Source organism: Bacillus sp. NEAU-Y102 (assembly GCF_054788175.1).
On sequence record NZ_JBTWFK010000010.1, the window covers coordinates 72,655 to 95,592 of the forward strand.

The window sequence follows — 22,938 nt, forward strand, 5'->3', positions numbered from 1 at the left end:
AAAGAACGCGAGGAGGGAGAACGATGGCTGAAGCATTAGTGAAAAAGAAATTGATGTTAGAAGGTTTAGATTGTGCGAACTGTGCAATGAAAATTGAAAAAGGTGTTGGGAATATAGAAGGAGTAAATTCTTGCTCTGTAAACTTCGCAACAAAGACAATGATCTTAGAAACAGCACAAAATAAAGAAAACGAAGTTGTTACAGAAGCAAAACAACTCGTTACAAAATTAGAACCGCATATTAAAGTGCAAGAAGAACAAAAAAATAAAATTGCTAAAGAAGTATTTATATTAGAAGGTTTAGATTGCGCGAACTGTGCAATGAAAATTGAAAATAAAGTTAAGGAAATGCCCGCTGTCTCAGAAGCAACTGTTGATTTCGTATCGAAGAAACTACGAGTAGAAGTTGCGAATAAAAGAGAACTAGAAGCGACTGTAGCAAATATAACAAATGTCGTTCAAAAGTTAGAGCCAGATGTGAAAGTTGTTCGTGAAGAGAAGAACGGTCATGACCACGGACATAGTCACGATCATGGTGAAGCAAATGTGAAAAAGATGGTAGGGAGATTAGTGGTTGGCGGAATTTTGACGGCAATTGCTGCATTAGCGGGCTTACCACAAATGGTAACAATTCCGTTATTCGTCCTTGCTTATTTATTAATAGGTGGAGATATCGTTTGGAGAGCGGTAAAAAACATAACTCGTGGCCAAGTATTTGATGAAAACTTCTTAATGGCAATTGCAACTGTAGGAGCTTTTGCAATTCAGCAATATTCAGAAGCTGTAGCAGTAATGCTATTTTATCAAGTAGGAGAACTATTCCAAAGCATTGCGGTAAACCGCTCTCGAAAATCAATTACTTCATTAATGGATATTCGTCCTGATTATGCGAATGTAAAGGTTGGAAATGAAACGAAACAAGTATCACCAGAAGATGTACAAATTGGCGATTATATTATCGTTAAGCCAGGTGAGAAAGTACCATTAGACGGAAAAGTAATTGAAGGAACATCAATGGTAGATACTTCAGCATTAACTGGTGAATCTGTACCACGTGAAGTTGAAGTTGGAAATGATGTATTAAGTGGCTTTGTGAACCAAAACGGCGTGTTGACAATTGAAGTTACAAAAGAATTTGGTGAATCAACTGTATCGAAAATTTTAGATTTAGTTCAAAATGCAAGCAGTAAAAAAGCACCAACAGAAAACTTTATTACGAAGTTTGCGCGTTACTACACTCCAGTTGTAGTTATTACAGCGGCGATCATGGCGTTTATTCCACCGCTTATTTTAGAAGGGGCTACATTCTCTGAGTGGATTTATAGAGCTTTAGTGTTCTTAGTAATCTCTTGTCCATGTGCGTTAGTTGTATCCATTCCTCTTGGATTCTTTGGAGGTATCGGTGGTGCATCTAAAAGTGGTGTGTTAGTAAAAGGTAGTAACTATTTAGAAGCTTTAAATGATGTAAAATATATTGTTTTTGACAAAACAGGAACATTAACAAAAGGTGTTTTCAAAGTTACAAAAATGGAACCGAGCGAAGGTACTACAAGCGAAGAGTTATTAGAGTATGCGGCATTTGCTGAAGTGTATTCTAACCATCCAATTGCCCAATCTATTCGAAAGGCATATGGAAAATCAATTGATGAAAAAATAATCGATGATTATAACGAAATTTCTGGTCACGGTACAGTCGTAAAAGTACAAGGAAAAGAAATTTTTGCAGGTAATGCAAAATTAATGAGAAAAGAAAATATTGAATTTAAACAACCAGAAACAGTAGGTACATTAGTTCACGTTGCTATAGATGGAAAATATGCAGGTTATATTGTTATTTCTGATGAGGTAAAAGAGGATTCGAAACAAGCGATTCAAAAGTTAAAAGAACTAGGTATTAAAAAGACAGTAATGTTAACTGGTGATGCAAAAACAGTTGGTGAAGCTGTCGGTAAAGAATTAGGCTTAGATGAAGTTCATGCGGAATTACTACCGCAACAAAAAGTAGAAGAGATTGAAAAAATTGATGCAGCGAAGCATGGAAAAGAAAAAATTGCCTTCGTTGGTGACGGTATTAACGATACACCAGTATTAGCCCGTGCAGACGTTGGTATTGCGATGGGTGGTTTAGGATCAGATGCAGCAATTGAAGCGGCAGACATCGTTATTATGACTGATGAGCCTTCAAAAATTGCGACAGCTGTAAAAATTGCAAAACGCACAAGAAGTATAGTGTGGCAAAATATCATCTTTGCTTTAGGTGTAAAAGGGATCGTTCTATTACTTGGTGCCTTTGGTATTGCAACAATGTGGGAAGCTGTTTTCTCAGATGTTGGTGTGACACTACTTGCAGTGTTAAATGCAATGCGTGTATTACGAGTGAAAGATTTATAAAAAAGAGGACGCAACCTGCGTCCTCTTTTTTATTGGTTATTTTGTTGAAATTGATTTAATAAAATAATATCAAATATTATTTTACTTTTGAATAATATGATATTAAAATTTACAAATAAAAAACATTCGTCGTATTATTTTAATATATTTTTTACAAATATCCATATAGTATTGAAAAAACAGAGAAGGAGAAACTTCTCTGTTTACTTTTGTATGTTTTTTTCAACTTGTTCTCGAACAGTTTGAATGTAATTCATTTTATGATCCCAACATTCTTGGCTTAAATCGACAGGATACTCTTCGGGATTTAAAGTTCGCATGTATTCTTCCCAAAATAGAGCGAGACTCTGTTCATTATATTGTTGAATATCTAATATACTTGGTAGTTCATATGTTCTTTCACCGTTAACGAAAATGTCTTTATGGAGTTCACGGGCTTCAAAGTTTGTTACGAATTTACTTATATATGTGTGAACTGGATGGAACATTTTTAAGCGCTCTTCTTTTCCAGGTTCTTCAGAATCTAACGCAATATAATCGCCTTCTGCATGATCGTTAACCCGATTGATAATACGATAAATTCGTTTCAGTCCTGGAGTGGTAATTTTTTCAGGATTAGATGAAATTTTAATCGTATCATTTAATTTTCCGTCAGTATCTTCAATCGCAACTAGTTTGTAAACAGCCCCTAATGCAGGTTGCTCAAAGGACGTAATTAATTTTGTCCCAACACCCCATACGTCAATTTTTGCCCCTTGAGATTTAAGGTGCATAATTGTGTATTCATCTAAATCGCTAGAAGCGATAATTTTTGTATTTGTAAACCCTGATTCATCTAGTAGTTTTCGTGCCTTTTTCGATAAATAAGCCATATCACCACTATCAAGACGTATACCATAGAAATCAATACGATCCCCAAATTCTTTTGCAACACGAATTGCATTTGGAACACCAGATTTCAATGTGTCATATGTATCAACGAGAAAGACGCACTTCTTATGAGTTTCAGCGTATTTCTTAAACGCGACGTATTCATCGCGATATGCTTGAACGAAAGAGTGAGCGTGTGTGCCAGCTACAGGGATCCCGAAGCGTTTCCCAGCACGAACGTTGCTTGTAGAGGAGAAACCACCAATAAAGGCAGCGCGTGTCCCCCAAAGGGCGGCATCGAACTCATGGGCACGTCTTGTGCCGAACTCTAAAAGCTCATCATTACTTGCAGCATGTTTCATACGAGCAGCTTTTGTTGCAATTAATGTTTGGTAATTCACAATATTTAAGAGGGCGGTTTCAATAATTTGTGCTTCACCAAGTGGTGCATCAACGCGTAATAAAGGCTCGTTATTAAATACAACTTCACCTTCTTGCATACTACGAATCGTCCCAGTGAATTTCATATTTTGTAAATAATGAAGGAATTCTTCTTCAAATTGTAATTCTGCTAAATAAGCGATATCGCTTTCAGTAAAGCTGAAATTTTCTATGTACTCTACAATTTTCTCAAGGCCAGCAAAAACAGCATAACCGTTCTCGAATGGAAGCTTTCGAAAGTATAAATCAAACACGGAACGGCGATTATGAATACCATCTTTCCAATATGTATAAGCCATGTTGATTTGATATAGGTCTGTATGTAAGGCATAACTATCGTCTTTATAATGAGTCATCGCGAGAACACCTCCATAATTTGGTTATAGTATACCAATTTTTCACCATTCGTAGCAAAGAAGAGATATTGAAGTGAAGTCAAGAGAGAAAAAAATGAAATTATGCATATTTTTTAGAAAATTTATATTTATCAATTTATATTTCTCCAGATTTTATGTATTATTAGAGTAATGGGGTAATGAGAATGGAGGAGGACAATGCAACAAACATTAGAAAAAATAGGCAAACAAGTCTTTTACAAACGGCTTCAGCAAAAAATGACACAAGAAGAATTATGTCAGGGCATTTGTTCTGTCTCATACTTAAGTAAAATCGAAAATGGAAAGATCGAAGCATCAGAAGAAATTCTACAATTGCTCTGCACAAGGTTAGAAATTGCCGTGACGGATTTGAGGGATGTAGAAGAAGATGTGAAGGGGAAGTTGGATGAATGGCTGAATGCACTAGTTCATTTGGACAAGCCACAAGTAGAACGTATATATGAAGAGTTACAAGGTGAAATGAAGCATGTGTTGGATTTTGAAATTATAAATTATTATAAACTGCTGTATACGCGGTATTTAATTATGAAAAGGGATTTAGTAGCTCTTGAAGAAGAATTGGATAAGTTGAAAAAGGTGTATAAAAAATATTCACCATTTCAAAAAATGCTTTATACGTATAGTAGGGCGTTATTATATTCTTTACAGTATAAATATACACAGGCTTTGGAGTACTTACTGCAAACGGAAACCATGGCGAAGGAACTGGGCTATTATGAAACGGGGATATATTATAATTTAGCGCTCACATATAGTCAGATGGAAATAGACCACATGACTTTATACTTTGCTAATGTTGCGTTAGAAGGCTTTAAGAGTGAGTATAAGTTTAGAAATATAATTAATTGTAAATTTCTAATTGCATTTAGTTATACTCGAAAAAAACAATATAATGAAGCGATGGAAATCTATAATCATATTCTAAGAGAAGCAAATTCTTTTGCGGATAAAGATAATATTATGTCAATCGCTTTAAATAATATTGGTTATTTGTATTACCGTCAAAAGAATTATGTGAAGGCAAAAGAGTATTATATAGAATGTTTAAAGTATAAAAAAGAAGAGGATATGAATTATATTGATGCTATGTATGAACTATCCTTACAATGTATTCAATTGGGAGAATTTGAAGACGCGAAGAAATGGATTGAAAAAGGTATTTTTGCTGCAAAGAAAGCTGAAAGATACAAAGGAATGTTATATTTACTATTAAGTTTACAATATAAGTATTTTGAAAAAAGAGATACTTATAAAAGGTTTTTGGAAACAGAGGTAGTTCCTTTTTTTAAAGCTGAAAACAATATAAAAGATTTGAAAACTATATATTTAGAGTTGGCGGAGTACTTAGAAGAATGCGCAGATTTTAAAGAAAGTAATTATTATTATAAATTAGCAATAAAATTATTAGAAGAATAAAAAGGAGTGAGATTATGAAAAAGTTTATTGTAGGAACATTTGTAATTATGTCAATTGCGGCGATAGTATTAGATATTCAGTATGCTTGGAAACCAGATGTCCTTGGTCAAGAAGCTAAAACCGTTGAACAAATTAATTCATAATGAAGAAACCCCTTTCCAACCGGAAAGGGGTTTTTCAATATTTGTTCCTCAAAATTCTACAAAACTTGAGAAATAAATTAATTGAATTTTTAGTATATTAATAGTGAAAACATAATGCTAATATGAAACTACTCTTTTTCAAAAAAATTTTATTAGGGGGAAGGTTCATGAAAAAGAAAAGTTTAGCGTTAGTGTTAGCGACAGGAATGGCAGTTACAACGTTTGGAGGGACAGGCTCTGCATTTGCGGATTCTAAAAATGTACTCTCTACGAAGAAGTACAATGAGACAGTACAGTCACCTGAGTTTATTTCTGGTGATTTAACTGGAGCGACTGGTAAGAAAGCAGAATCTGTTGTGTTTGATTACTTAAACGCAGCAAAAGGTGATTACAAGCTAGGGGAAAAGAGTGCGCAAGATTCTTTCAAAGTGAAACAAGTGAAGAAAGATGCTGTAACTGATTCAACAGTAGTACGTATGCAACAAGTTTACGAAGGAGTACCTGTATGGGGTTCTACTCAAGTAGCTCACGTAAGTAAAGACGGTTCTTTAAAAGTATTGTCTGGAACAGTTGCACCTGATTTAGACAAGAAGGAAAAGTTGAAAAATAAAAATAAGATTGAAGGCGCAAAAGCGATTGAAATCGCGCAGCAAGACTTAGGGGTAACACCGAAATATGAGGTAGAACCAAAAGCGGACTTATATGTATATCAAAATGGTGAAGAAACAACATATGCATACGTTGTAAATCTAAACTTCTTAGATCCTAGTCCAGGAAACTACTACTATTTCATTGAAGCAGACAGCGGTAAAGTATTAAATAAATATAATAAATTGGATCATGTAGCAAATGAAGATAAGTCACCAGTTAAGCAAGAGGCTCCTAAACAGGATGCGAAAGCAGTAGTAAAACCTGTAACAGGAACAAATAAAGTAGGAACTGGTAAAGGTGTATTAGGAGATACGAAATCACTTAATACAACATTATCTGGTTCATCTTACTACTTACAAGATAATACGCGCGGAGCAACGATTTTCACATACGATGCGAAAAACCGCTCAACATTACCAGGAACATTATGGGCAGATGCAGATAATGTTTTCAATGCAGCGTATGATGCAGCGGCAGTAGATGCTCATTACTATGCAGGTAGAACATATGATTATTATAAAGCTACATTTAACAGAAACTCTATTAATGATGCAGGAGCACCATTAAAATCAACAGTTCATTACGGAAGTAAGTATAATAATGCATTCTGGAACGGTTCACAAATGGTATACGGGGATGGTGATGGTGTAACATTCACTTCATTATCTGGTGGAATTGACGTAATTGGTCACGAATTAACGCATGCTGTTACGGAAAATAGCTCGGACTTAATTTATCAAAATGAATCAGGGGCGTTAAATGAAGCGATTTCTGATATCTTTGGTACTTTAGTAGAATTCTATGATAACCGTAACCCAGATTGGGAGATTGGTGAAGATATTTACACGCCTGGTAAAGCAGGAGACGCGCTTCGCTCTATGAGTGATCCAGCGAAATATGGTGACCCAGACCACTATTCTAAGCGTTACACAGGTTCAAGTGATAACGGTGGCGTTCATACAAACAGTGGTATTATTAACAAACAAGCTTATTTATTAGCAAATGGTGGTACGCATTCTGGTGTAACTGTAACTGGTATTGGTAAAGATAAATTAGGTGCGATTTACTACCGTGCAAATACACAGTATTTCACGCAATCTACTACATTTAGTCAAGCTCGTGCTGGTGCAGTACAAGCTGCTGCGGATTTATATGGTGCTAGCTCTGCAGAAGTAAATGCAGTGAAGCAATCATTTAGTGCTGTTGGTGTAAATTAAGGATTTAAGGGACAGATATTAATAAAATACTTCAAAAATAAAGAAGGAGCATAGGCTCCTTCTTTATTTTTTTCTCCATTTTTTCCACAAATAAAACAATCCAATAGCGCCTGCGATTGTTACAATCCACTTCGCTTCATTTGTTCCGTTCATAACATGATATGCCGAATATACTTCAATCAATAAGGCCGGTATTTTACCTATTGTACTGGCAATACTGAAGGAGAGTAATGACATTTTCCCTAGAGCTGCAAATAAAGTCACGATACTTGATGGGATGAAAGGTATCAATCGAAACGATAGAACGAGTAGAAAGGCCTCTATACCTTCTACATAAAGAAGACGCTCTACCTTTGGGTACTTATTTACTTTATCGTGAGTGAACTTTTGAAGGCCTATGCGATAAATATAAAACGAGATAATAGCCCCTAAGGCCTCACCTGCGATCGAAATGATTGTGCCATTTGTTACACCGAAGAGCTGTATATTAATGGCGGTTAAAAAGATGCTAGGAATAACACCTAAAAGACTAATGATGATGTTAATTAAGATACTAAGTGGAATTGCGATTGAATAGTATTCTGTTAAGAAATTTTGAATCGTTTCAGCCATTGTTTAAAATCCTTTATCTTTTTTTGCATTACACCATATTTCGTTTGTATAGGCAAGGGTAAATTTACATAATGTAGAAAAACGTTGATAAGAAGTGGTCTTTATACCTTATATGGGTATTAGGTATATAAAAATGGGGGTATTTTAAAAAAATTTAAAAAACACTATAAAAACCTTTGTATAAAAGAGTTTTATAGTTATATTATCAGTGTTTTCATCTGGGAAATAATCATAAAATATAGGGGGTATATATTATAAAAAGTCGAAAAATAGAGGGTTGATGAAATTGCGCGGGTAAATATGGAAAAATAGATGAAAAAAATGAAAACTGATAGATTTTTTCGTTGTGAAATTGACTTTTAGTGAAGTTGCGATAATAATCATGAAAGAGGTGATATGATGAAACGAATAAGTAGTCTTTTCTTGAGTGGTTTATTGGCACTAATGCTGATCTTAAGTGGATGTGCAGGAAAAGAACAAAAAACAGAGAAACAAACAGGGAATCAATCGACATCAGTAGAAAAAATTAGTGATAATATTTTAGATGAAATGGAAGCGCCACCTAAAAATGGTCATACGATTGAAAGACATGTAGGCAAATCAGAAGAAGATTTGAAGAATCGCTTGAAGACAGATAAAGTATCAGCAGCAAGTACATACTATGACAAGGAAACAGCAACGAAAGCTGTAAAAGATAGTTTGAAGCAGCATGATAAGGAAATTCAAGACTGGTTAAAAAATTCTAAAGAGGCTCGTCTCGTATTAAATACAACACATTCATTCCCGGTTGGAAAAACGGTAATAAAGAAAAATATGAGTGTAAAAGACAAGTTGGTAAAAACTGTTACTGTTTTAGCAAGAGATAAGTCAGGAGAATTAGGGTTTAAGATTATTACTTCTTATCCATCTGATAAATAAGAAGGGGGAGTACATTATGTATACGACATTACAATACTTTCTTAAATCGTACTGTACGTTAAGTATTCATGAGGATGAAATAGTAAGCGTGATGGAAGAGTTTATTGAACAAGAAGACGAAGAAATTGTTTTGAAATTACGTGATGAATTAATAAATATGAAGAAAAAGAACGCGTGGGAAGAGGCGTGTGTATTAGCTGCGAAGCAAGGCAATCGTATGTGGTCTTTAGAAGAAACGAAAGACCATCTTGAAACTTTTTTACTATTACTGCAAAAGAAAAAGGCGTGATATAATCACGCCTTTTTCTTTATGCTATTCGGTGGATATTAGCTATTCTTTTGGAGCGCTTTTATATACGCTTTTTGAAATTTGTCCATTTGATATTACTTCCCCGTTTTGTGTTACTTTTTTATACGTAACCGCTGTGATTTTATCACTAGTCCTACTAATTACTTGAGAAGAAACTTCAACATTTTTACCAGTATTTGTACCGAAAATGCGTGTAGTAATACTACCTCCATTTGAAAATGCTTGAATATAAATATGATTGCCCGTATTATTTTTAAATTTTAAATCTGGACCATAATCTGCTACTGCTGCATCTTGCCCAAGTGGTAAATAATTTACCGGCATAGAATGATTGCTTCGAGAAACAATGCCTAAATCTGCCCTTAAAGCTGCGCTGTATAATGTACTACTGACTTGGCAAACTCCTCCGCCTGCACTTTGTATTACTTTACCTTGTGAATATACTGCTGCAGATTTGTAACCATGTGCAGCATCAGTTACGCCAACGCGGCCGTTAAAACTAAACGTTTCATCAGGTGCGACAATAACCCCACTTAAAGTATTGGCTGACTTATTTACGTTAAATGATTGATTTCCGTTACGGCCGGCCATTGGAGTAGAATATTCAGCGATGACTTCTTTAATCCCCATTTTCTGTATGTCTTCTGTAGAGCGTTCTGGTTTTATGAATGTGACTGGCAATGTGACATCTGATTTACCGGTAGTAATAGCTTCGTTTGTTAAACCGTTTAGTTTCCCTTTATCAATTTTTTCTCCGTTTTGGCTTTGACTAACATTTACTGTTGAGCCTTCAATACTGAATTCTGCATTAATAGGATTTTTTAATGTTTCATTATATTTATCTTTTATAAAGGTTTCATAAGCTGTTGCATTTAATTGTGGTGTTAATTTATAGTCACGTTTTAATTCACCGTTTTCAGCTTGCTTACGCATTTTGTAACGATTCATTACGTTTCCTTCTTGTTCTTTAAAGATTTTGTCAATAATATCTTTCTCTTTATAATTTATCCCTAAATCTTTCCATGTGTAAGTTTGTTTATCGTTTTGGAATATGTAGGTAAGGGATTTTTGATCTAATTCAGTTACCTTTTGATTAATAATTGCTTGAATATCTTTCTTATTTTTTCCATCGAGAGAAATACCTTCAAATGTAGTATTCGGTAATGCAGTAGTATCTAATTGATTATTTAATTTGGAGACATATTGATATCCCCCAACACCGCCTACACAAAGTAATATGCCCCCAGCAATTGCAGAACCGATCAGTATTTTACTTAGCTTCATTTATTTCCCCCCAGAAATTTATGTATAAATATATGTATTACATTTTTTGTATAAAAATGATGAAAATAACATTATGTACGTACTAGTATACTATTATTTTCACTGTGTGTGTAATGTTTTCATAAAAAATGTTACACCGCTGTAATAATTGTCACTTCTTGTCACAATGTGTATGAAAAATATGTTGAAAAATATAATAAAAAGGCTGTCTAGAGAAATCTAGCAGCCTTTTTATTATAATTTTTTATGCTCATTTTTATTCGTAACACCGAGATGTTCTTGTAGTTTTGTCGAAATATTATTGACGCTTTTTTCATTTGGAACGTAATAATAAATACCGCCTATATATTTATCTGTACCTTCTACTTGCATTTTTTCCATCTTTAAATTTGAATCCATTGAATTTTTTGTAATTGTCATCATATCATCAAAAGTTAAATTGGTTTTTAAGTCTTTATCGACAGCGTCTAGTAGGCCTCCGATTTTATTAATGGAATTAAGAGATAGTGCCTTTTCAGCAATGGCCTCTAATACAAGCTGTTGGCGTTGACCACGCATATAATCACTATCGATATGACGAGTTCTAGCCAGTGCCAGTGCCTCTTCTCCATTTAAATGTTGACGTCCTTTTTTTAGATGAATTGCATCTGCTTCATCTTTACTATTTTGCTCTGTGAACTCAACTGGAACGTCTACAGTAATACCACCAAGGGAATCAACAATTTTAATAAATGATTTAAAGTTGAATTTTACATAGTAGTCAACTGGAACATCTAAAAAGTTCTCTACCGTATCAATTGTGCTGTCTACACCACCGAATACGTGCGCATGTGTGATTTTATCGTATTTATCACGTGATTTAATGTAGACGCGTGAGTCACGTGGAATGCTTACAAGTTTAACGGATTTATCGTTTTTATTAATTGTTGCAAGTAATAACGCATCTGTTCGAGTTGCTTTTCCATAACCTTTTTCCCTAATATCACTTTCATCAACACCCATAATTAGTACAGAAATGTTGTCGGTCATAGGTTTAACAGCTTTTTCACGTTTACTGGACTTATCTCCTCGACCTAGTTCAGCATAAGCATTATTTAAGACGGACTTTGCTTTACTGTATATATGGAAGGAGTAGCCTCCTGCTCCAAGTGCTACAATTAGTAATGGAATAAGAAGGAACCAAAGTAGGCGTTTTTTCTTTGAGCGTCCTTTTCTGGCTCGCGTATTGTTGTTCGGGTCGGATTTCATCATTTTTTCTCCTTTAAAACTATCGAAGTATATACATTTAGAAGTGTATTCAAACACATAAAAAATATTTTACGCTAAATAAAAGCGATTGTACATGTATAAAAAATAGATGTCTTGATTATTTATCCCGCATTAACGGGCAGTAAAACTCCCACCTCAAAGTCCAGCGAACGCAAGGAAGTTAGGTGGGAGTTAACTGCCCGTAAAAGCCCGATTGGTGAAGGCTAATACTCAGAGGGGGATAGCCCCTCTGAGTAAAGTTTCACTTTATAAGACATCTATTCGTTATTGTATACAAAAGATAGGGATAAGAAAATGATAAAATTTTACCTAATTACAACATAATGCTTACGATAATTGCGGATAAAATGCTAACGAGAGTAGCTCCATATAGTAATTTAAGGCCAAACCTCGCAACAACGTTTCCTTGTTCTTCGTTTAGTCCTTTTACCGCACCTGAAATAATACCAATGGAAGAAAAATTGGCAAAAGACACAAGGAAAACAGAAATAATCCCAACTGTACGGGGAGAAAGGCTATTAGAAATTTTACTAAGGTCCATCATTGCGACAAATTCATTCGTTACAAGCTTCGTTGCCATAATGCTGCCAGCTGCGACAATTTCAGAACTTGGTACACCGATAAGGAATGCGATAGGCGCAAATACATAGCCGATTAATTGTTGGAACGTAATACCGAATATAATGAGGAACAGGTCATTAATACAACTAATTAATGCGACAAATCCGATGAGCATAGCGCCGACAACAATGGCTACACGAAAACCATCAAGAATGTATTCTCCAAGCATTTCAAAAAAGCTTTGTTTTTCACCTTTGATTTCTAAAATATCTTCGTCATCTTTAACGTCGTAAGGGTTAATGATGAGTACGATAATAAAACCGCTAAATAAATTGAGAACGAGTGCAGTTACTACATATTTAGGTTCAATCATTGTCATATAGGCACCTACGATAGACATAGATACGGTTGACATAGCAGAGGCACAAAGTGTATAAAGACGGTGTTTTGGAATTTGAGCTAATTGCTTTTTCACTGTAATAAAAACTTCTGATTGACCGACAATGGCAGAGGCAATAGCATTGTAAGATTCTAATTTCCCAAGACCATTTATTTTACTAAGAAAGTACCCGATCCAATGAATAAAAAATGGTAGTATTTTGAAATGTTGTAATATACCAATTAAAACAGAAATAAAGACGATTGGTAATAATACAGTAAGGAAAAATGGCATTTCACCTTTATTTGCAATACCACCAAATACGAAATTTATTCCATCAGCAGCATACTCGAGTAGCTTTGTAAACAGACTGGAAATGACACGAATAAGTATGAGACCGATTTCTGTATTTAATAATAGGTAGGTTAAAATTAACTGTATAATAAGCATGATGAAAATTGGTTTAAACTTAATATGTTTCTTATTGTTGCTAGCAATATAAGCGAGTAAGAAAACAACAATTAGTCCGACGAAAAAAGTAATGAATTTCATGATAAGCCCCCTAAAAGAGATATTCTGCTATATATGTTTTTCATTTCAAGGGAGAATATGCATCTTTGGTAAAGAAAGGAATAGAGAGAGTATGAATATATGTAGAGTGCATCACGTTGCAATTATTTGTTCGAATTATGAGAGGTCAAAGAATTTTTATACTAGAATATTAGGGTTTAAAGAGATAAATGAAGTATATAGAAAGGAACGAGATTCTTATAAATTAGATTTATGTGTAGGAGAAGAGTATCAAATCGAATTATTTTCATTTCCAAATCCGCCTGAGCGCAAAAGTTTTCCAGAAGCAGCCGGTCTTAGACATTTAGCATTTGCTGTTACAAATATAGAAGAAGCTGTGAAGCATTTAAACCAATGTGGTGTTAAGACAGAACCAATCCGTATTGATGAAATAACGGGGAAGAAATTCGTCTTTTTCCAAGACCCTGATGGTTTACCTTTAGAATTGTATGAGGTTTGAAAATTGGTGGATTTTATATAGAGTTGCTTTCCAATAATTGAAGAAACTAAAGTGAAACTTCTTTTTAAAAGGAGGTGTAACTTTAGCTAAGAGAGCTAAAGAGCATATGTGGATATTTTAAAATTATTGATGGTAGTCATTCTTATTGGGTTAACAGCATTTTTTGTGGCTGTTGAATTTGCAATTATTAAGGTACGTAGCAGTCGTATTGATCAACTCGTTAGTGAAAAAAGACGAGGTGCACTGGCAGCTAAAAAGGTAACTTCAAATTTAGACGAGTATTTATCGGCCTGTCAGCTAGGTATTACAATTACTGCTTTAGGGCTCGGGTGGTTAGGGGAACCAACTATTAAACATTTACTCGAGCCGTTGTTTTTAAAATTACAATTCTCACCTGCAATTTCCAGTACAGTTTCATTTATTATTGCCTTTGCAGTAATTACATTTTTACATGTTGTCATTGGGGAACTTGCTCCAAAGACATTTGCTATACAAAAAGCAGAACAAGTTAGCTTATTGTTATCGAAACCACTTATTTATTTTTACCGAGTTATGTACCCGTTTATTTGGGCTTTAAATGGTTCAGCGAGGGTTGTAACTGGTTTATTCGGATTACATCCAGCTTCTGAACATGAAGTAGCTCATTCAGAAGAAGAATTAAGGTTAATCTTATCTGAGAGCTATGAGAGCGGAGAGATTAACCAAAGGGAATTTAAATATGTAAATAATATTTTTGAATTTGATAATAGAGTAGCAAAAGAAATTATGGTACCTCGTACGGAAGTTGTAGGCTTATATGAGGACGAACCATTTGAAACACATATTAAAGTCATCGCACAAGAAAAGTACACGAGATATCCTGTATTTGGTGAAGATAAAGATGAAATTATTGGGATGGTAAATGTAAAAGATTTATTTATTCGTTATATGGATGGTAATCGGGACGAGGAGTGCTCAATTATGCCATATACAAGGCCAGTTATTGAAGTGCTAGAAAATATTCCAATTCATGATTTACTGTTACAAATGCAAAGAAAACACATTCCATTAGCTGTATTATATGATGAATATGGTGGTACAGCAGGGATTGTTACACTAGAAGATATTTTAGAAGAAATTGTTGGAGAAATTCGAGATGAATACGATGAAGATGAGAATCCACCTATAGAGCATGTAAGTGAAGGATATAAAATCGTAGAGGGAAAAGTGCTTATTAGTGAAGTAAATGATTTGCTTGGCATACATTTAATTGCTGATGATGTAGATACAATTGGTGGCTGGACTATGGTACAAAAACAAATCGTTGCTGAAGGAGATGTTATTGAGAAACACGGTTTTTATTTTAAAGTCCTTGAAAAGGATATGCATCAAATTAAACGAGTGGAAATAAGGAAAGTAGAAGAATGATTTTCTATAAACTTTAATAAAAAGGATATACAGAAAAATAAATGTTTGCGCTTTCAAAAAAGGTGCTATATAGTGAAGGTGGATACTGAAAAATTCTTCTGAATGATACTCGTGTTTTTAGAGGGCGGATTTTTTGGATAAGGATTTAGAATGAAAAAGTATAGGTGATAAAAATGATAGCAACGAAGGATATACGTATAGAAAAAGATTTTTTAGGTGAAAAAGAAGTACCAAGTGCAGCTTATTATGGTGTACAAACATTACGTGCCGTAGAAAACTTCCCAATTACAGGATACCGCATTCATCCATCACTCATTACAGCAATGGCAATTGTGAAAAAAGCAGCGGCACTTGCGAATATAGATACTGGTTACTTAGCTAAAGACATTGGACATGAAATTGCAGAAGCAGCGCAAGAAATTGTTGATGGAAAGTTTCATGATCAATTTATCGTGGATCCTATTCAAGGCGGAGCCGGAACTTCTATTAATATGAATACAAATGAAGTAATTGCGAATAGAGCGTTAGAGCGTATGGGATATGAAAAAGGGGAATATGCGAAAATTAGCCCAAACACTCATGTGAACATGGCCCAATCAACGAACGATGCGTTTCCAACAGGGATTCATATTGCAACTCTTATGATGTTAGAAGAGCTTCTTATTACAATGGAAGAACTTCATTCTGCTTTTCGTAAAAAAGCAAAAGAGTTTGATCACGTTATTAAAATGGGACGCACACATTTACAAGATGCAGTTCCAATTCGCCTTGGACAAGAATTTGAAGCGTATAGCCGAGTGCTTGAGCGTGATATAAAAAGAATTAAACAGTCTCGTCAACATTTATATGAAGTGAATATGGGGGCGACAGCTGTTGGTACAGGATTAAATGCAAATCCTACGTATATTGAACAAGTGGTAAAACATTTAAGAACGTTTAGTGGATTCCCACTTGTTGGTGCAGAGCATTTAGTTGATGCAACGCAAAATACAGATGCATACACAGAAGTATCTGCAGCGCTTAAAGTATGTATGATGAACATGTCTAAAATTGCAAACGATCTTCGTATTATGGCGTCTGGTCCACGTGTTGGGTTAGCTGAAATTCAATTGCCAGCACGTCAGCCAGGTTCATCCATTATGCCAGGAAAAGTAAATCCAGTTATGGCAGAAGTAATTAACCAAGTCGCATTCCAAGTAATCGGAAACGATCATACAATTTGCTTAGCATCAGAAGCAGGACAATTAGAGTTAAACGTAATGGAGCCTGTGCTTGTATTTAATTTAATTCAATCTATAAGTATTATGAATAATGGATTCCGTGTATTCCGTGAATATTGTATTGAAGGAATTACAGCAAATGAAGAATTGCTGAAGCAATATGTTGAGAAAAGTGTTGGAATTATTACAGCAGTTAATCCTCATATTGGTTATGAAGCAGCATCTCGTATTGCACGTGAAGCAATTGAAACAGGAAAATCTGTTAGGGAGTTATGTTTAGAACATGGTGTACTGACAGAAGAAGAATTGGATATTATTTTAGATCCATTCGAAATGACACATCCTGAAATTGCTGGAGCTTCTTTATTAAAAAATAAAAAAATATAATGTGAAAAACACCGATCCATTTGGATCGGTGTTTTATTTTTAAAAGATATTAAACACAGCGTTTAATTGAAGTAAGCTAATAACAGCTAAGAAGATTAAACTGTATTTCATTGCTGTTTTAAATAGAGCAGATTCTTTACCAACTAGTCCAACTGCGGCACAAGCAACTGCTACAGATTGTGGTGAAACCATTTTTGCCATTGTACCACCTACCACGTTTAAGGCAACGAGTGTAGAAGGAACGATGTTTAATTGGTCTGCTGTTACTGCCTGCAGTGGTGCGAATAAAGAACCACTTGAAACTACTGAACCTGTAATGAATACGCCAATCCATCCTAAGATTGGAGAAAGAATTGGGAATGCATTACCAGTAGATGAGAATGCAAGTCCAAGTGTAGATGACATACCAGAGTAGTTCTCTACGTAAGCTAAAGCGATAACGCTACAAATTGTATATACTGGAGCTTTTAATTCTTTCATTGTTTCAATCATTAATTCTTTAACCATTTTACCTTTTACGCGGTAAACGATAAGTGAAACGATAATTGCTAGTACAATCGCAGTAGTTGTAGAAGAAAATACATCAAATTTGAAAACAGCTGCGAAAGGTGTATCAGCTTTTGTAATTGGTGTAGTTTTCATAACAGCATTATGAAGACCAGGGAACTGAATGTTAAATACTAAGTTTGCTAACGCACCATCTGGAGCAAATAAAGCTTTAATTGGTTTTAAATTAAAGATTGTTACAAATGCAGTTAAGAATACGAATGGAGACCAAGCATATAAAATTTGATTGAATGTATGTGATACTTTAGTTTCTTGTTTTTCTTCTTTAGTAGAAGATTTTGGTTGCCAAACACGTAAGAATAATGCAAGAGCAATCATACTTACAACGGCTGCGAAAATATTAGTAAGTTCTGCACCTAAGAAGTAAGTTACAGCGAATTGAGTAATAGCGAAAGAAACACCACTTACAAGAATACCTTGCCAAGTTTCTTTAATACCTTTAACTCCATCGACCATTGAAACAAGTAAGAAAGGTAAGATAATACTAATGAAAGGTAAAATAAGAACAGTTTGACGACCAATAGTTAATGCGTCAAGTTCAGTTAATTGTGCCGGTACTGTAACTGGAATACCCATAGCACCCATAGCACCACCAGCAATATTAGCTACTAAACAAATACCTGCTGCTTTTAATGGATTAAAGCCCATACCCACAAGTAGTGCAGCTGTAATAGCAACTGGAACCCCTAGACCAGCTGCGCCTTCTAAGAAAGCACCGAAAGAATAAGCAATTAATAATACTTGTAAACGTTGATCATTTGTAATGCTTGAAATACTATCGCGAATAATATTGAACTGCTCTGTTTTAACAGTTAATTTGTAAAGGAAAATTGCGGCGATAACGATAGTACAAATTGGATAAAATCCAGATAAAACACCGAATCCAGCAGATGCTACAGCTACTGTTGCTGGCATTTTATAAACAAATATTGCAAGAATAATAGCGACAATCACACTGTAAAGACCAGCGATATAACTTTTCATTTTCAGTCCCATTAAACAAATGATGAAGCAGAAAATTGGAAGTGCTGCGATTAGTGCAGATAACCAAATATTGTTTAATGGATCATAAATTTGTGTCCAAGTACTCATAATAATGACAACTCCTATCTATTATATGTGAAGAAATTCACATTATTTGTGAAACTATTCACAATCAACTTACATGCTTAGTATATTCTCCTTCAACACTATTGTCAACGTAAAAAAGTATAATTATTCCATAATAGTGTTAAAAGAAAAGCTTTGTTCATAAAGTAGACAAAAAACACACTCAAATGAATTTAAGTGTGCTGTATAAATTATTTGCATATTATTTTGCTTATTCAGATGGCATGTTCCCTATAGGTGTATATTAGATGCCGTCTCTTATCCCGCATTAACGGGCAGTAAGACCCACACCTCAAAATTCAGCGGAAGCAAAGAAGTTAGGTGGGGATCGGGCTGCCAGTAAACGCCCGGTTGGTGAGGGCTGATAATCAGTGGGGATGAACAAAAACCCTACTGATTAAAGTTTGATATATGCACTTATCTGTCCTGTTTGATTTAGTGAGAGAGGAACGGTGAGTGGATTTAATAGGAAGTTTTTCACAACAATTCAACCGCTTGCAATACGAATAAAAAATAAGAAACAAATTTTTAATACCATATCATCTCTTTTTACTGAAAATTCCTTTTAGCGTAACAAAGAGGTTAAGTATAGTTCAACTACATTACGATAGGTTATCAATTATAGACGATATTTTACAATACCGTTACTGTGCATTTCAATGAGGTGAAAATATAACAAAAAGCCTGATAAAACAACGTTTGTAAGCAAAGTATTCGTAGGCCATTATTTTGCTTTTTCGTTATATCATATAGTATAATATTCAAAATCAGCAAGGATTTTTTCCTGAATTTTTGCTGATGAAGATGGAAAAAATTTTCGGCTTTATAGGTTGATAAAGTTATGTCGTAACAGGAAATATAAGAACAGATATATAAATAAATAAAAAGAACATAAAAACGCAAATAAAAACGAAAATGAGGGGAACTTTATGAACCAAAATCAATTCGAATGTCGTATTTCAGAAGAAGATGTACAAATGTTAAGAGCGTTAGCTCACCCACTTCGTCTACGTCTAGTAATGGAACTTATGCAAAGAGGAACATGTAATGTAACACAACTACAGGAAGTATTAGAAATTCCGCAATCAACGGTTTCACAACATTTAACGAAGTTAAAGCAAAATAAAGTAGTGCGCTTTGAAAGACGAGGATTAGAAGTGTATTATCAAATCCATAATGATAAAGTAAGTGCGGTAGTAAAAACATTATTTTCTTAAAATTTGAATATTATGGAAAAAGACGTGTAGAATATACGTCTTTTTTTATTTGTCAGAAAGGTAGCGAGAGAGTAAATATTAGCATGTGAGGTAGAAATGACTATTAATCAATATGCTGCCTTACCGAATATATTCTAAAAGGAAAAGAAAAAATAGAAAGGAGTGTAGTAAGCAAAAGGAGGGATAGTAGTATGGATGTGAAACGTGTGAAACAAATCTTATCTTCTTCAAGTAGAATTGACGTTACATATGAGGGCGTACCAGTATGGATTGAGAGCTGTGATGAGCAGAAGGGGAGTGCTCAAGTGTATGATGTATCTAATCCTGGTGAGAGCGTTCATGTGGACGTGACAGCTTTAGAGGAGAAATAATAAAAAAGACGCTTCTAATTTTAGAAGCGTCTTTTTGTTATTCCATCATATGTGCAATTTTCTTAGAGAACATAAGAAGTACTAATCCCAGTACAATTACGATAATACCGATGCTTGCGAATACTTCTAAATATCCTAAAGATTGAGTGAAAGCGGCTAATTGTCCTGCTAATAAGTTTGCGAAGCCAGTACCAGCTAACCATACACCCATTAATAATGATGCTAGTTTAACAGGAGCGATTGCACTTACCATAGATAATCCGATTGGTGATAAGAATAACTCACCGATTGTGTGGAACATGTAAGTGAATACAATGAATAGTAAGTTTGCTTTCATTGTAATGTTACCTTCATCGCTACCAGTTTTTAAAACAGCTAAAGTTAGAACTAAATATCCAATCCCTAGTAAAATCATACCTAATGCCATTTTTGTTGGGATTTTCAAATCACCATTTTTTGTTTTTGAAAGCTTAATCCATAACGCAGAAACAGGTAATGCTAGTAAGATAATGAATAGTGGGTTTACAGATTGGAACCAAGGTGTTGGAATTGTAAATCCACCAATTGTACGATCTACGAACTTATCTGTGTAAAGTGTTAAAGAGCTACCAGCTTGTTCAAATCCTGCCCAGAAGAATACAACGAAACAAGTTAAAATTAAAATTGCAACAGTACGTTTTTTCTCTTGTGGTGTTAAAGGTTTTTTCTCAACAGCTTTTGCATTTTGTTCTTTAGATTTTTTACCCACAACTGTTGTTCCAGCTGATCCTAAGTAACGAGGTGCTAATAAGTTAAATGCAATTTGTCCAATAATCATACCGATACAAGCTGTTAAGAAACCGTATCTATAATCTGCGAAGTAACCGCAAATGAATGGAGCGATAAGAGCTCCTAAGTTAATCCCCATGTAGAAGATAGTGAAGGCACTATCACGACGAGAATCGTTTTCACTATATAATTGACCTAATAAAGTCGAAATATTCGGTTTGAAGAATCCGTTACCGATAACTAATAATCCTAATCCTAAAAATAGTCCAGTTTTCGTATTCATTGAAAATAGTACGAAGTTACCAATTGCCATGATGATACCACCAATAGTAATGGCATGTCGCTTCGTAATGAAATGGTCAGTTAACCAACCACCAATAATAGGTGTGAAATATACAAGCATTGTGAAAATACCGTAAATTTGAACTGCAACTGCTTTATCAAATCCTAAACCGCCGCTTACTAAGCTCGTTGTTAAATAAAGAACTAATAAGCCACGCATTCCGTAATAACTAAATCTTTCCCATGCCTCTGTAAAGAACAACAAGTATAACCCTGGTGGATGTTTTTTTGGTGATTGTTGCTCTCCAGCTTTGTCTAATTTTAAAGCTGCATCCATGTTTGTTTCCCCCTAATCCTGTATAACGGATATTTATGTAATCATTTTAATTTACAAAATATTTAGAAGTCAATAGAATTATATGGAAATAGAAAGAAAATTTCTGAAAAAGTTCTATTTTTCTTCGACCGTTACTGTATTTTGCCCTGAAAACAAGATGATAAGCGTTTTCAAATGTAATAATTGAATTCTAAAAGAAAATAAAATAGTGATTAATCAGAAAATTTAGATTAAAATATTTATTCTGATATAAAGAAAATATATTCTATTTACTTTCTCAATATAACATATTGGGAATAAAAATACAAAACGAAATAATGTGACATTTAAGTGAATTGAAAAATAACCAGCTCCATAGAAGGGAGCTGGTTAAGGAAATATTATTTAACAAAGCGTTTTTCGATGTCATCTAATAGTAGGTTAGCGGCCATTACGCCACCAGCTGTATTCCAAATAACGTCATCAACTTTGTATGCTTTACCATTTTTTACTGCATTTAAATTTTTAAATAGCGGATCATTAATATATTCTTTTTCTAATTCAGATCCTTTTTTCTCATTTCCTTTATCGAATGTGAAGTAGAATAATACGTCACCATCCATTGCAGAAATACGCTCTTTAGATACGTTACGCTCTGCAAAATCATCTTTGTTTTGATCTCCAGGACGTTTAAATCCAAGTTCTTTTAAAATAACACCAGAGAATGTATCACCATGATAAATACGAACATCACCAGGCATGAAACGAACCATAGAGATTTCTTGATTTACTTTATCGCCAAGTTTGCCTTTTAAATCTTTCATACGTGATTCGTAATCAGCTACAACTTTTTGACCTTCTTTTTCTTTATTTAATGCTTTTGCATAAAATTTGAAGTTATCTTTCCATTCACCACGTAATGTTTCTGAGAACACAGTAGGTGCAATTGCTTTTAGTTGTTCGTACACTTTTTCGTGACGCATTTTGTTACCGATAATTAAGTCTGGTTTTAAAGAAGCAATTGTTTCAACGTTAACTTGTCCTTCATCACCAACAACTTTTACATCTTTCATTTTATCCTTAATATGTGGATACCATGGGTCACCAGTCCAAGACTTTACAGCACCAACTGGTTTCACACCTAATTCAAGTAAAACTTCAGTTCCTTCATTTGTTAAGATAACTACACGTTTTGGATTAGCAGGAACTTCTGTTTTACCCATTGCATGTTCTACAGTAACCACTTCTTTTTTATTATCTTCTTTTGTAGATTCTTCTTTGTTACTTGATTTTCCACAAGCGTTTAAAAGCATTGAAAATGCTAGTAAAAATACAAATACTGTAAACGATTTCTTCCGCATGAAATTCATTATGTACCCCCTACATGTTGAGAATATTTTTCAA

19 protein-coding genes are annotated in these 22,938 nt (G+C 34.4%); 11 read left to right on the top strand and 8 right to left on the bottom strand.

Features of this window, described 5'->3' with window-relative positions:
• Positions 1-23: 23 nt before the first annotated feature.
• On the top strand, positions 24-2,390 hold the full coding sequence (locus tag ACYFX0_RS23110) for a heavy metal translocating P-type ATPase (RefSeq protein WP_000796565.1): 2,367 nt from the start codon (positions 24-26) through the stop codon (positions 2,388-2,390).
• A gap of 203 nt (positions 2,391-2,593) precedes the next feature.
• Here the strand turns inward: ACYFX0_RS23110 and ACYFX0_RS23115 are convergent, their stop codons facing one another.
• The gene (locus ACYFX0_RS23115; protein WP_000150191.1) at positions 2,594-4,057 is read right to left on the bottom strand and encodes a nicotinate phosphoribosyltransferase; all 1,464 of its coding nucleotides are present in this window, start codon (positions 4,055-4,057) and stop codon (positions 2,594-2,596) included.
• A gap of 198 nt (positions 4,058-4,255) precedes the next feature.
• Between ACYFX0_RS23115 and ACYFX0_RS23120 the strand changes: the two genes are divergently transcribed.
• The 3 genes from ACYFX0_RS23120 (at position 4,256) to ACYFX0_RS23130 (ending at position 7,526) form a co-directional block, all read left to right on the top strand.
• On the top strand, positions 4,256-5,515 hold the full coding sequence (locus tag ACYFX0_RS23120) for a tetratricopeptide repeat protein (RefSeq protein WP_081143493.1): 1,260 nt from the start codon (positions 4,256-4,258) through the stop codon (positions 5,513-5,515).
• A gap of 14 nt (positions 5,516-5,529) precedes the next feature.
• Positions 5,530-5,658, top strand: coding sequence for an NprX family peptide pheromone (locus ACYFX0_RS23125; RefSeq protein ID WP_000713580.1), 129 nt, complete (start codon positions 5,530-5,532; stop codon positions 5,656-5,658).
• A gap of 167 nt (positions 5,659-5,825) precedes the next feature.
• Positions 5,826-7,526, top strand: coding sequence for a M4 family metallopeptidase (locus tag ACYFX0_RS23130; protein WP_000730377.1), 1,701 nt, complete (start codon positions 5,826-5,828; stop codon positions 7,524-7,526).
• A 63-nt stretch (positions 7,527-7,589) separates the two neighbouring features.
• Here the strand turns inward: ACYFX0_RS23130 and ACYFX0_RS23135 are convergent, their stop codons facing one another.
• On the bottom strand, positions 7,590-8,138 hold the full coding sequence (locus ACYFX0_RS23135) for a TVP38/TMEM64 family protein (protein ID WP_000852229.1): 549 nt from the start codon (positions 8,136-8,138) through the stop codon (positions 7,590-7,592).
• Positions 8,139-8,537: 399 nt separating this feature from the next.
• Here ACYFX0_RS23135 and ACYFX0_RS23140 point away from each other — a divergent pair, with 399 nt between their 5' ends.
• The gene (locus tag ACYFX0_RS23140) at positions 8,538-9,056 is read left to right on the top strand and encodes an RNase A-like domain-containing lipoprotein (protein WP_460271962.1); all 519 of its coding nucleotides are present in this window, start codon (positions 8,538-8,540) and stop codon (positions 9,054-9,056) included.
• A 16-nt stretch (positions 9,057-9,072) separates the two neighbouring features.
• Positions 9,073-9,345, top strand: a complete 273-nt coding sequence (locus ACYFX0_RS23145) for a hypothetical protein (RefSeq protein ID WP_000288803.1) — start codon at positions 9,073-9,075, stop codon at positions 9,343-9,345.
• 42 nt (positions 9,346-9,387) lie between these two features.
• Here ACYFX0_RS23145 and ACYFX0_RS23150 read toward each other — a convergent pair whose 3' ends face one another.
• From ACYFX0_RS23150 to ACYFX0_RS23160, 3 genes are all read right to left on the bottom strand, one after another.
• On the bottom strand, positions 9,388-10,650 hold the full coding sequence (locus ACYFX0_RS23150; protein WP_000777351.1) for a VanW family protein: 1,263 nt from the start codon (positions 10,648-10,650) through the stop codon (positions 9,388-9,390).
• 234 nt (positions 10,651-10,884) lie between these two features.
• Complete coding sequence (locus tag ACYFX0_RS23155; protein ID WP_002083775.1) at positions 10,885-11,901, bottom strand: LCP family protein; 1,017 nt, start codon at positions 11,899-11,901, stop codon at positions 10,885-10,887.
• 331 nt (positions 11,902-12,232) lie between these two features.
• Positions 12,233-13,411, bottom strand: coding sequence for a NupC/NupG family nucleoside CNT transporter (locus ACYFX0_RS23160; RefSeq protein ID WP_000668872.1), 1,179 nt, complete (start codon positions 13,409-13,411; stop codon positions 12,233-12,235).
• A gap of 91 nt (positions 13,412-13,502) precedes the next feature.
• Here ACYFX0_RS23160 and gloA2 point away from each other — a divergent pair, with 91 nt between their 5' ends.
• From gloA2 to aspA, 3 genes are all read left to right on the top strand, one after another.
• A complete protein-coding gene (gloA2, locus tag ACYFX0_RS23165; RefSeq protein WP_001017673.1) occupies positions 13,503-13,889 on the top strand; it encodes an SMU1112c/YaeR family gloxylase I-like metalloprotein in 387 nt (128 codons plus the stop codon).
• Between the two features lie 108 nt (positions 13,890-13,997).
• Complete coding sequence (locus tag ACYFX0_RS23170) at positions 13,998-15,296, top strand: hemolysin family protein (protein WP_460271963.1); 1,299 nt, start codon at positions 13,998-14,000, stop codon at positions 15,294-15,296.
• A gap of 173 nt (positions 15,297-15,469) precedes the next feature.
• A complete protein-coding gene (gene aspA, locus ACYFX0_RS23175) occupies positions 15,470-16,903 on the top strand; it encodes an aspartate ammonia-lyase (RefSeq protein WP_000562136.1) in 1,434 nt (477 codons plus the stop codon).
• Positions 16,904-16,942: 39 nt separating this feature from the next.
• Here the strand turns inward: aspA and ACYFX0_RS23180 are convergent, their stop codons facing one another.
• Positions 16,943-18,562, bottom strand: a complete 1,620-nt coding sequence (locus ACYFX0_RS23180) for an L-lactate permease (RefSeq protein ID WP_000109120.1) — start codon at positions 18,560-18,562, stop codon at positions 16,943-16,945.
• A 947-nt stretch (positions 18,563-19,509) separates the two neighbouring features.
• Between ACYFX0_RS23180 and ACYFX0_RS23185 the strand changes: the two genes are divergently transcribed.
• Both ACYFX0_RS23185 and ACYFX0_RS23190 read left to right on the top strand, forming a co-directional pair.
• On the top strand, positions 19,510-19,797 hold the full coding sequence (locus ACYFX0_RS23185; protein WP_001075219.1) for an ArsR/SmtB family transcription factor: 288 nt from the start codon (positions 19,510-19,512) through the stop codon (positions 19,795-19,797).
• A gap of 191 nt (positions 19,798-19,988) precedes the next feature.
• Entirely contained in the window at positions 19,989-20,168 is a 180-nt protein-coding gene (locus tag ACYFX0_RS23190) for an acid-soluble spore protein H (protein WP_000382679.1), read from the top strand.
• Between the two features lie 37 nt (positions 20,169-20,205).
• On the opposite strand, the gene ACYFX0_RS23195 is transcribed toward ACYFX0_RS23190, so the two are convergent.
• Complete coding sequence (locus ACYFX0_RS23195) at positions 20,206-21,555, bottom strand: peptide MFS transporter (RefSeq protein ID WP_106082007.1); 1,350 nt, start codon at positions 21,553-21,555, stop codon at positions 20,206-20,208.
• Between the two features lie 380 nt (positions 21,556-21,935).
• The gene (locus tag ACYFX0_RS23200) at positions 21,936-22,904 is read right to left on the bottom strand and encodes an ABC transporter substrate-binding protein (RefSeq protein ID WP_460271964.1); all 969 of its coding nucleotides are present in this window, start codon (positions 22,902-22,904) and stop codon (positions 21,936-21,938) included.
• Positions 22,905-22,938: the final 34 nt, after the last annotated feature.

Coding starts and splice junctions, on each gene's coding strand:
- ACYFX0_RS23195 (WP_106082007.1), bottom strand. CDS start 21,555: ATGGATGCAGCTTTAAAATTAGACAAAGCTGGAGAGCAACAATCACCA.
- ACYFX0_RS23160 (WP_000668872.1), bottom strand. CDS start 13,411: ATGAAATTCATTACTTTTTTCGTCGGACTAATTGTTGTTTTCTTACTC.
- ACYFX0_RS23180 (WP_000109120.1), bottom strand. CDS start 18,562: ATGAGTACTTGGACACAAATTTATGATCCATTAAACAATATTTGGTTA.
- ACYFX0_RS23140 (WP_460271962.1), top strand. CDS start 8,538: ATGAAACGAATAAGTAGTCTTTTCTTGAGTGGTTTATTGGCACTAATG.
- ACYFX0_RS23150 (WP_000777351.1), bottom strand. CDS start 10,650: ATGAAGCTAAGTAAAATACTGATCGGTTCTGCAATTGCTGGGGGCATA.
- ACYFX0_RS23125 (WP_000713580.1), top strand. CDS start 5,530: ATGAAAAAGTTTATTGTAGGAACATTTGTAATTATGTCAATTGCGGCG.
- ACYFX0_RS23190 (WP_000382679.1), top strand. CDS start 19,989: ATGGATGTGAAACGTGTGAAACAAATCTTATCTTCTTCAAGTAGAATT.
- ACYFX0_RS23130 (WP_000730377.1), top strand. CDS start 5,826: ATGAAAAAGAAAAGTTTAGCGTTAGTGTTAGCGACAGGAATGGCAGTT.
- aspA (WP_000562136.1), top strand. CDS start 15,470: ATGATAGCAACGAAGGATATACGTATAGAAAAAGATTTTTTAGGTGAA.
- ACYFX0_RS23120 (WP_081143493.1), top strand. CDS start 4,256: ATGCAACAAACATTAGAAAAAATAGGCAAACAAGTCTTTTACAAACGG.
- ACYFX0_RS23155 (WP_002083775.1), bottom strand. CDS start 11,901: ATGATGAAATCCGACCCGAACAACAATACGCGAGCCAGAAAAGGACGC.
- ACYFX0_RS23145 (WP_000288803.1), top strand. CDS start 9,073: ATGTATACGACATTACAATACTTTCTTAAATCGTACTGTACGTTAAGT.
- gloA2 (WP_001017673.1), top strand. CDS start 13,503: ATGAATATATGTAGAGTGCATCACGTTGCAATTATTTGTTCGAATTAT.
- ACYFX0_RS23115 (WP_000150191.1), bottom strand. CDS start 4,057: ATGACTCATTATAAAGACGATAGTTATGCCTTACATACAGACCTATAT.
- ACYFX0_RS23200 (WP_460271964.1), bottom strand. CDS start 22,904: ATGAATTTCATGCGGAAGAAATCGTTTACAGTATTTGTATTTTTACTA.
- ACYFX0_RS23110 (WP_000796565.1), top strand. CDS start 24: ATGGCTGAAGCATTAGTGAAAAAGAAATTGATGTTAGAAGGTTTAGAT.
- ACYFX0_RS23185 (WP_001075219.1), top strand. CDS start 19,510: ATGAACCAAAATCAATTCGAATGTCGTATTTCAGAAGAAGATGTACAA.
- ACYFX0_RS23135 (WP_000852229.1), bottom strand. CDS start 8,138: ATGGCTGAAACGATTCAAAATTTCTTAACAGAATACTATTCAATCGCA.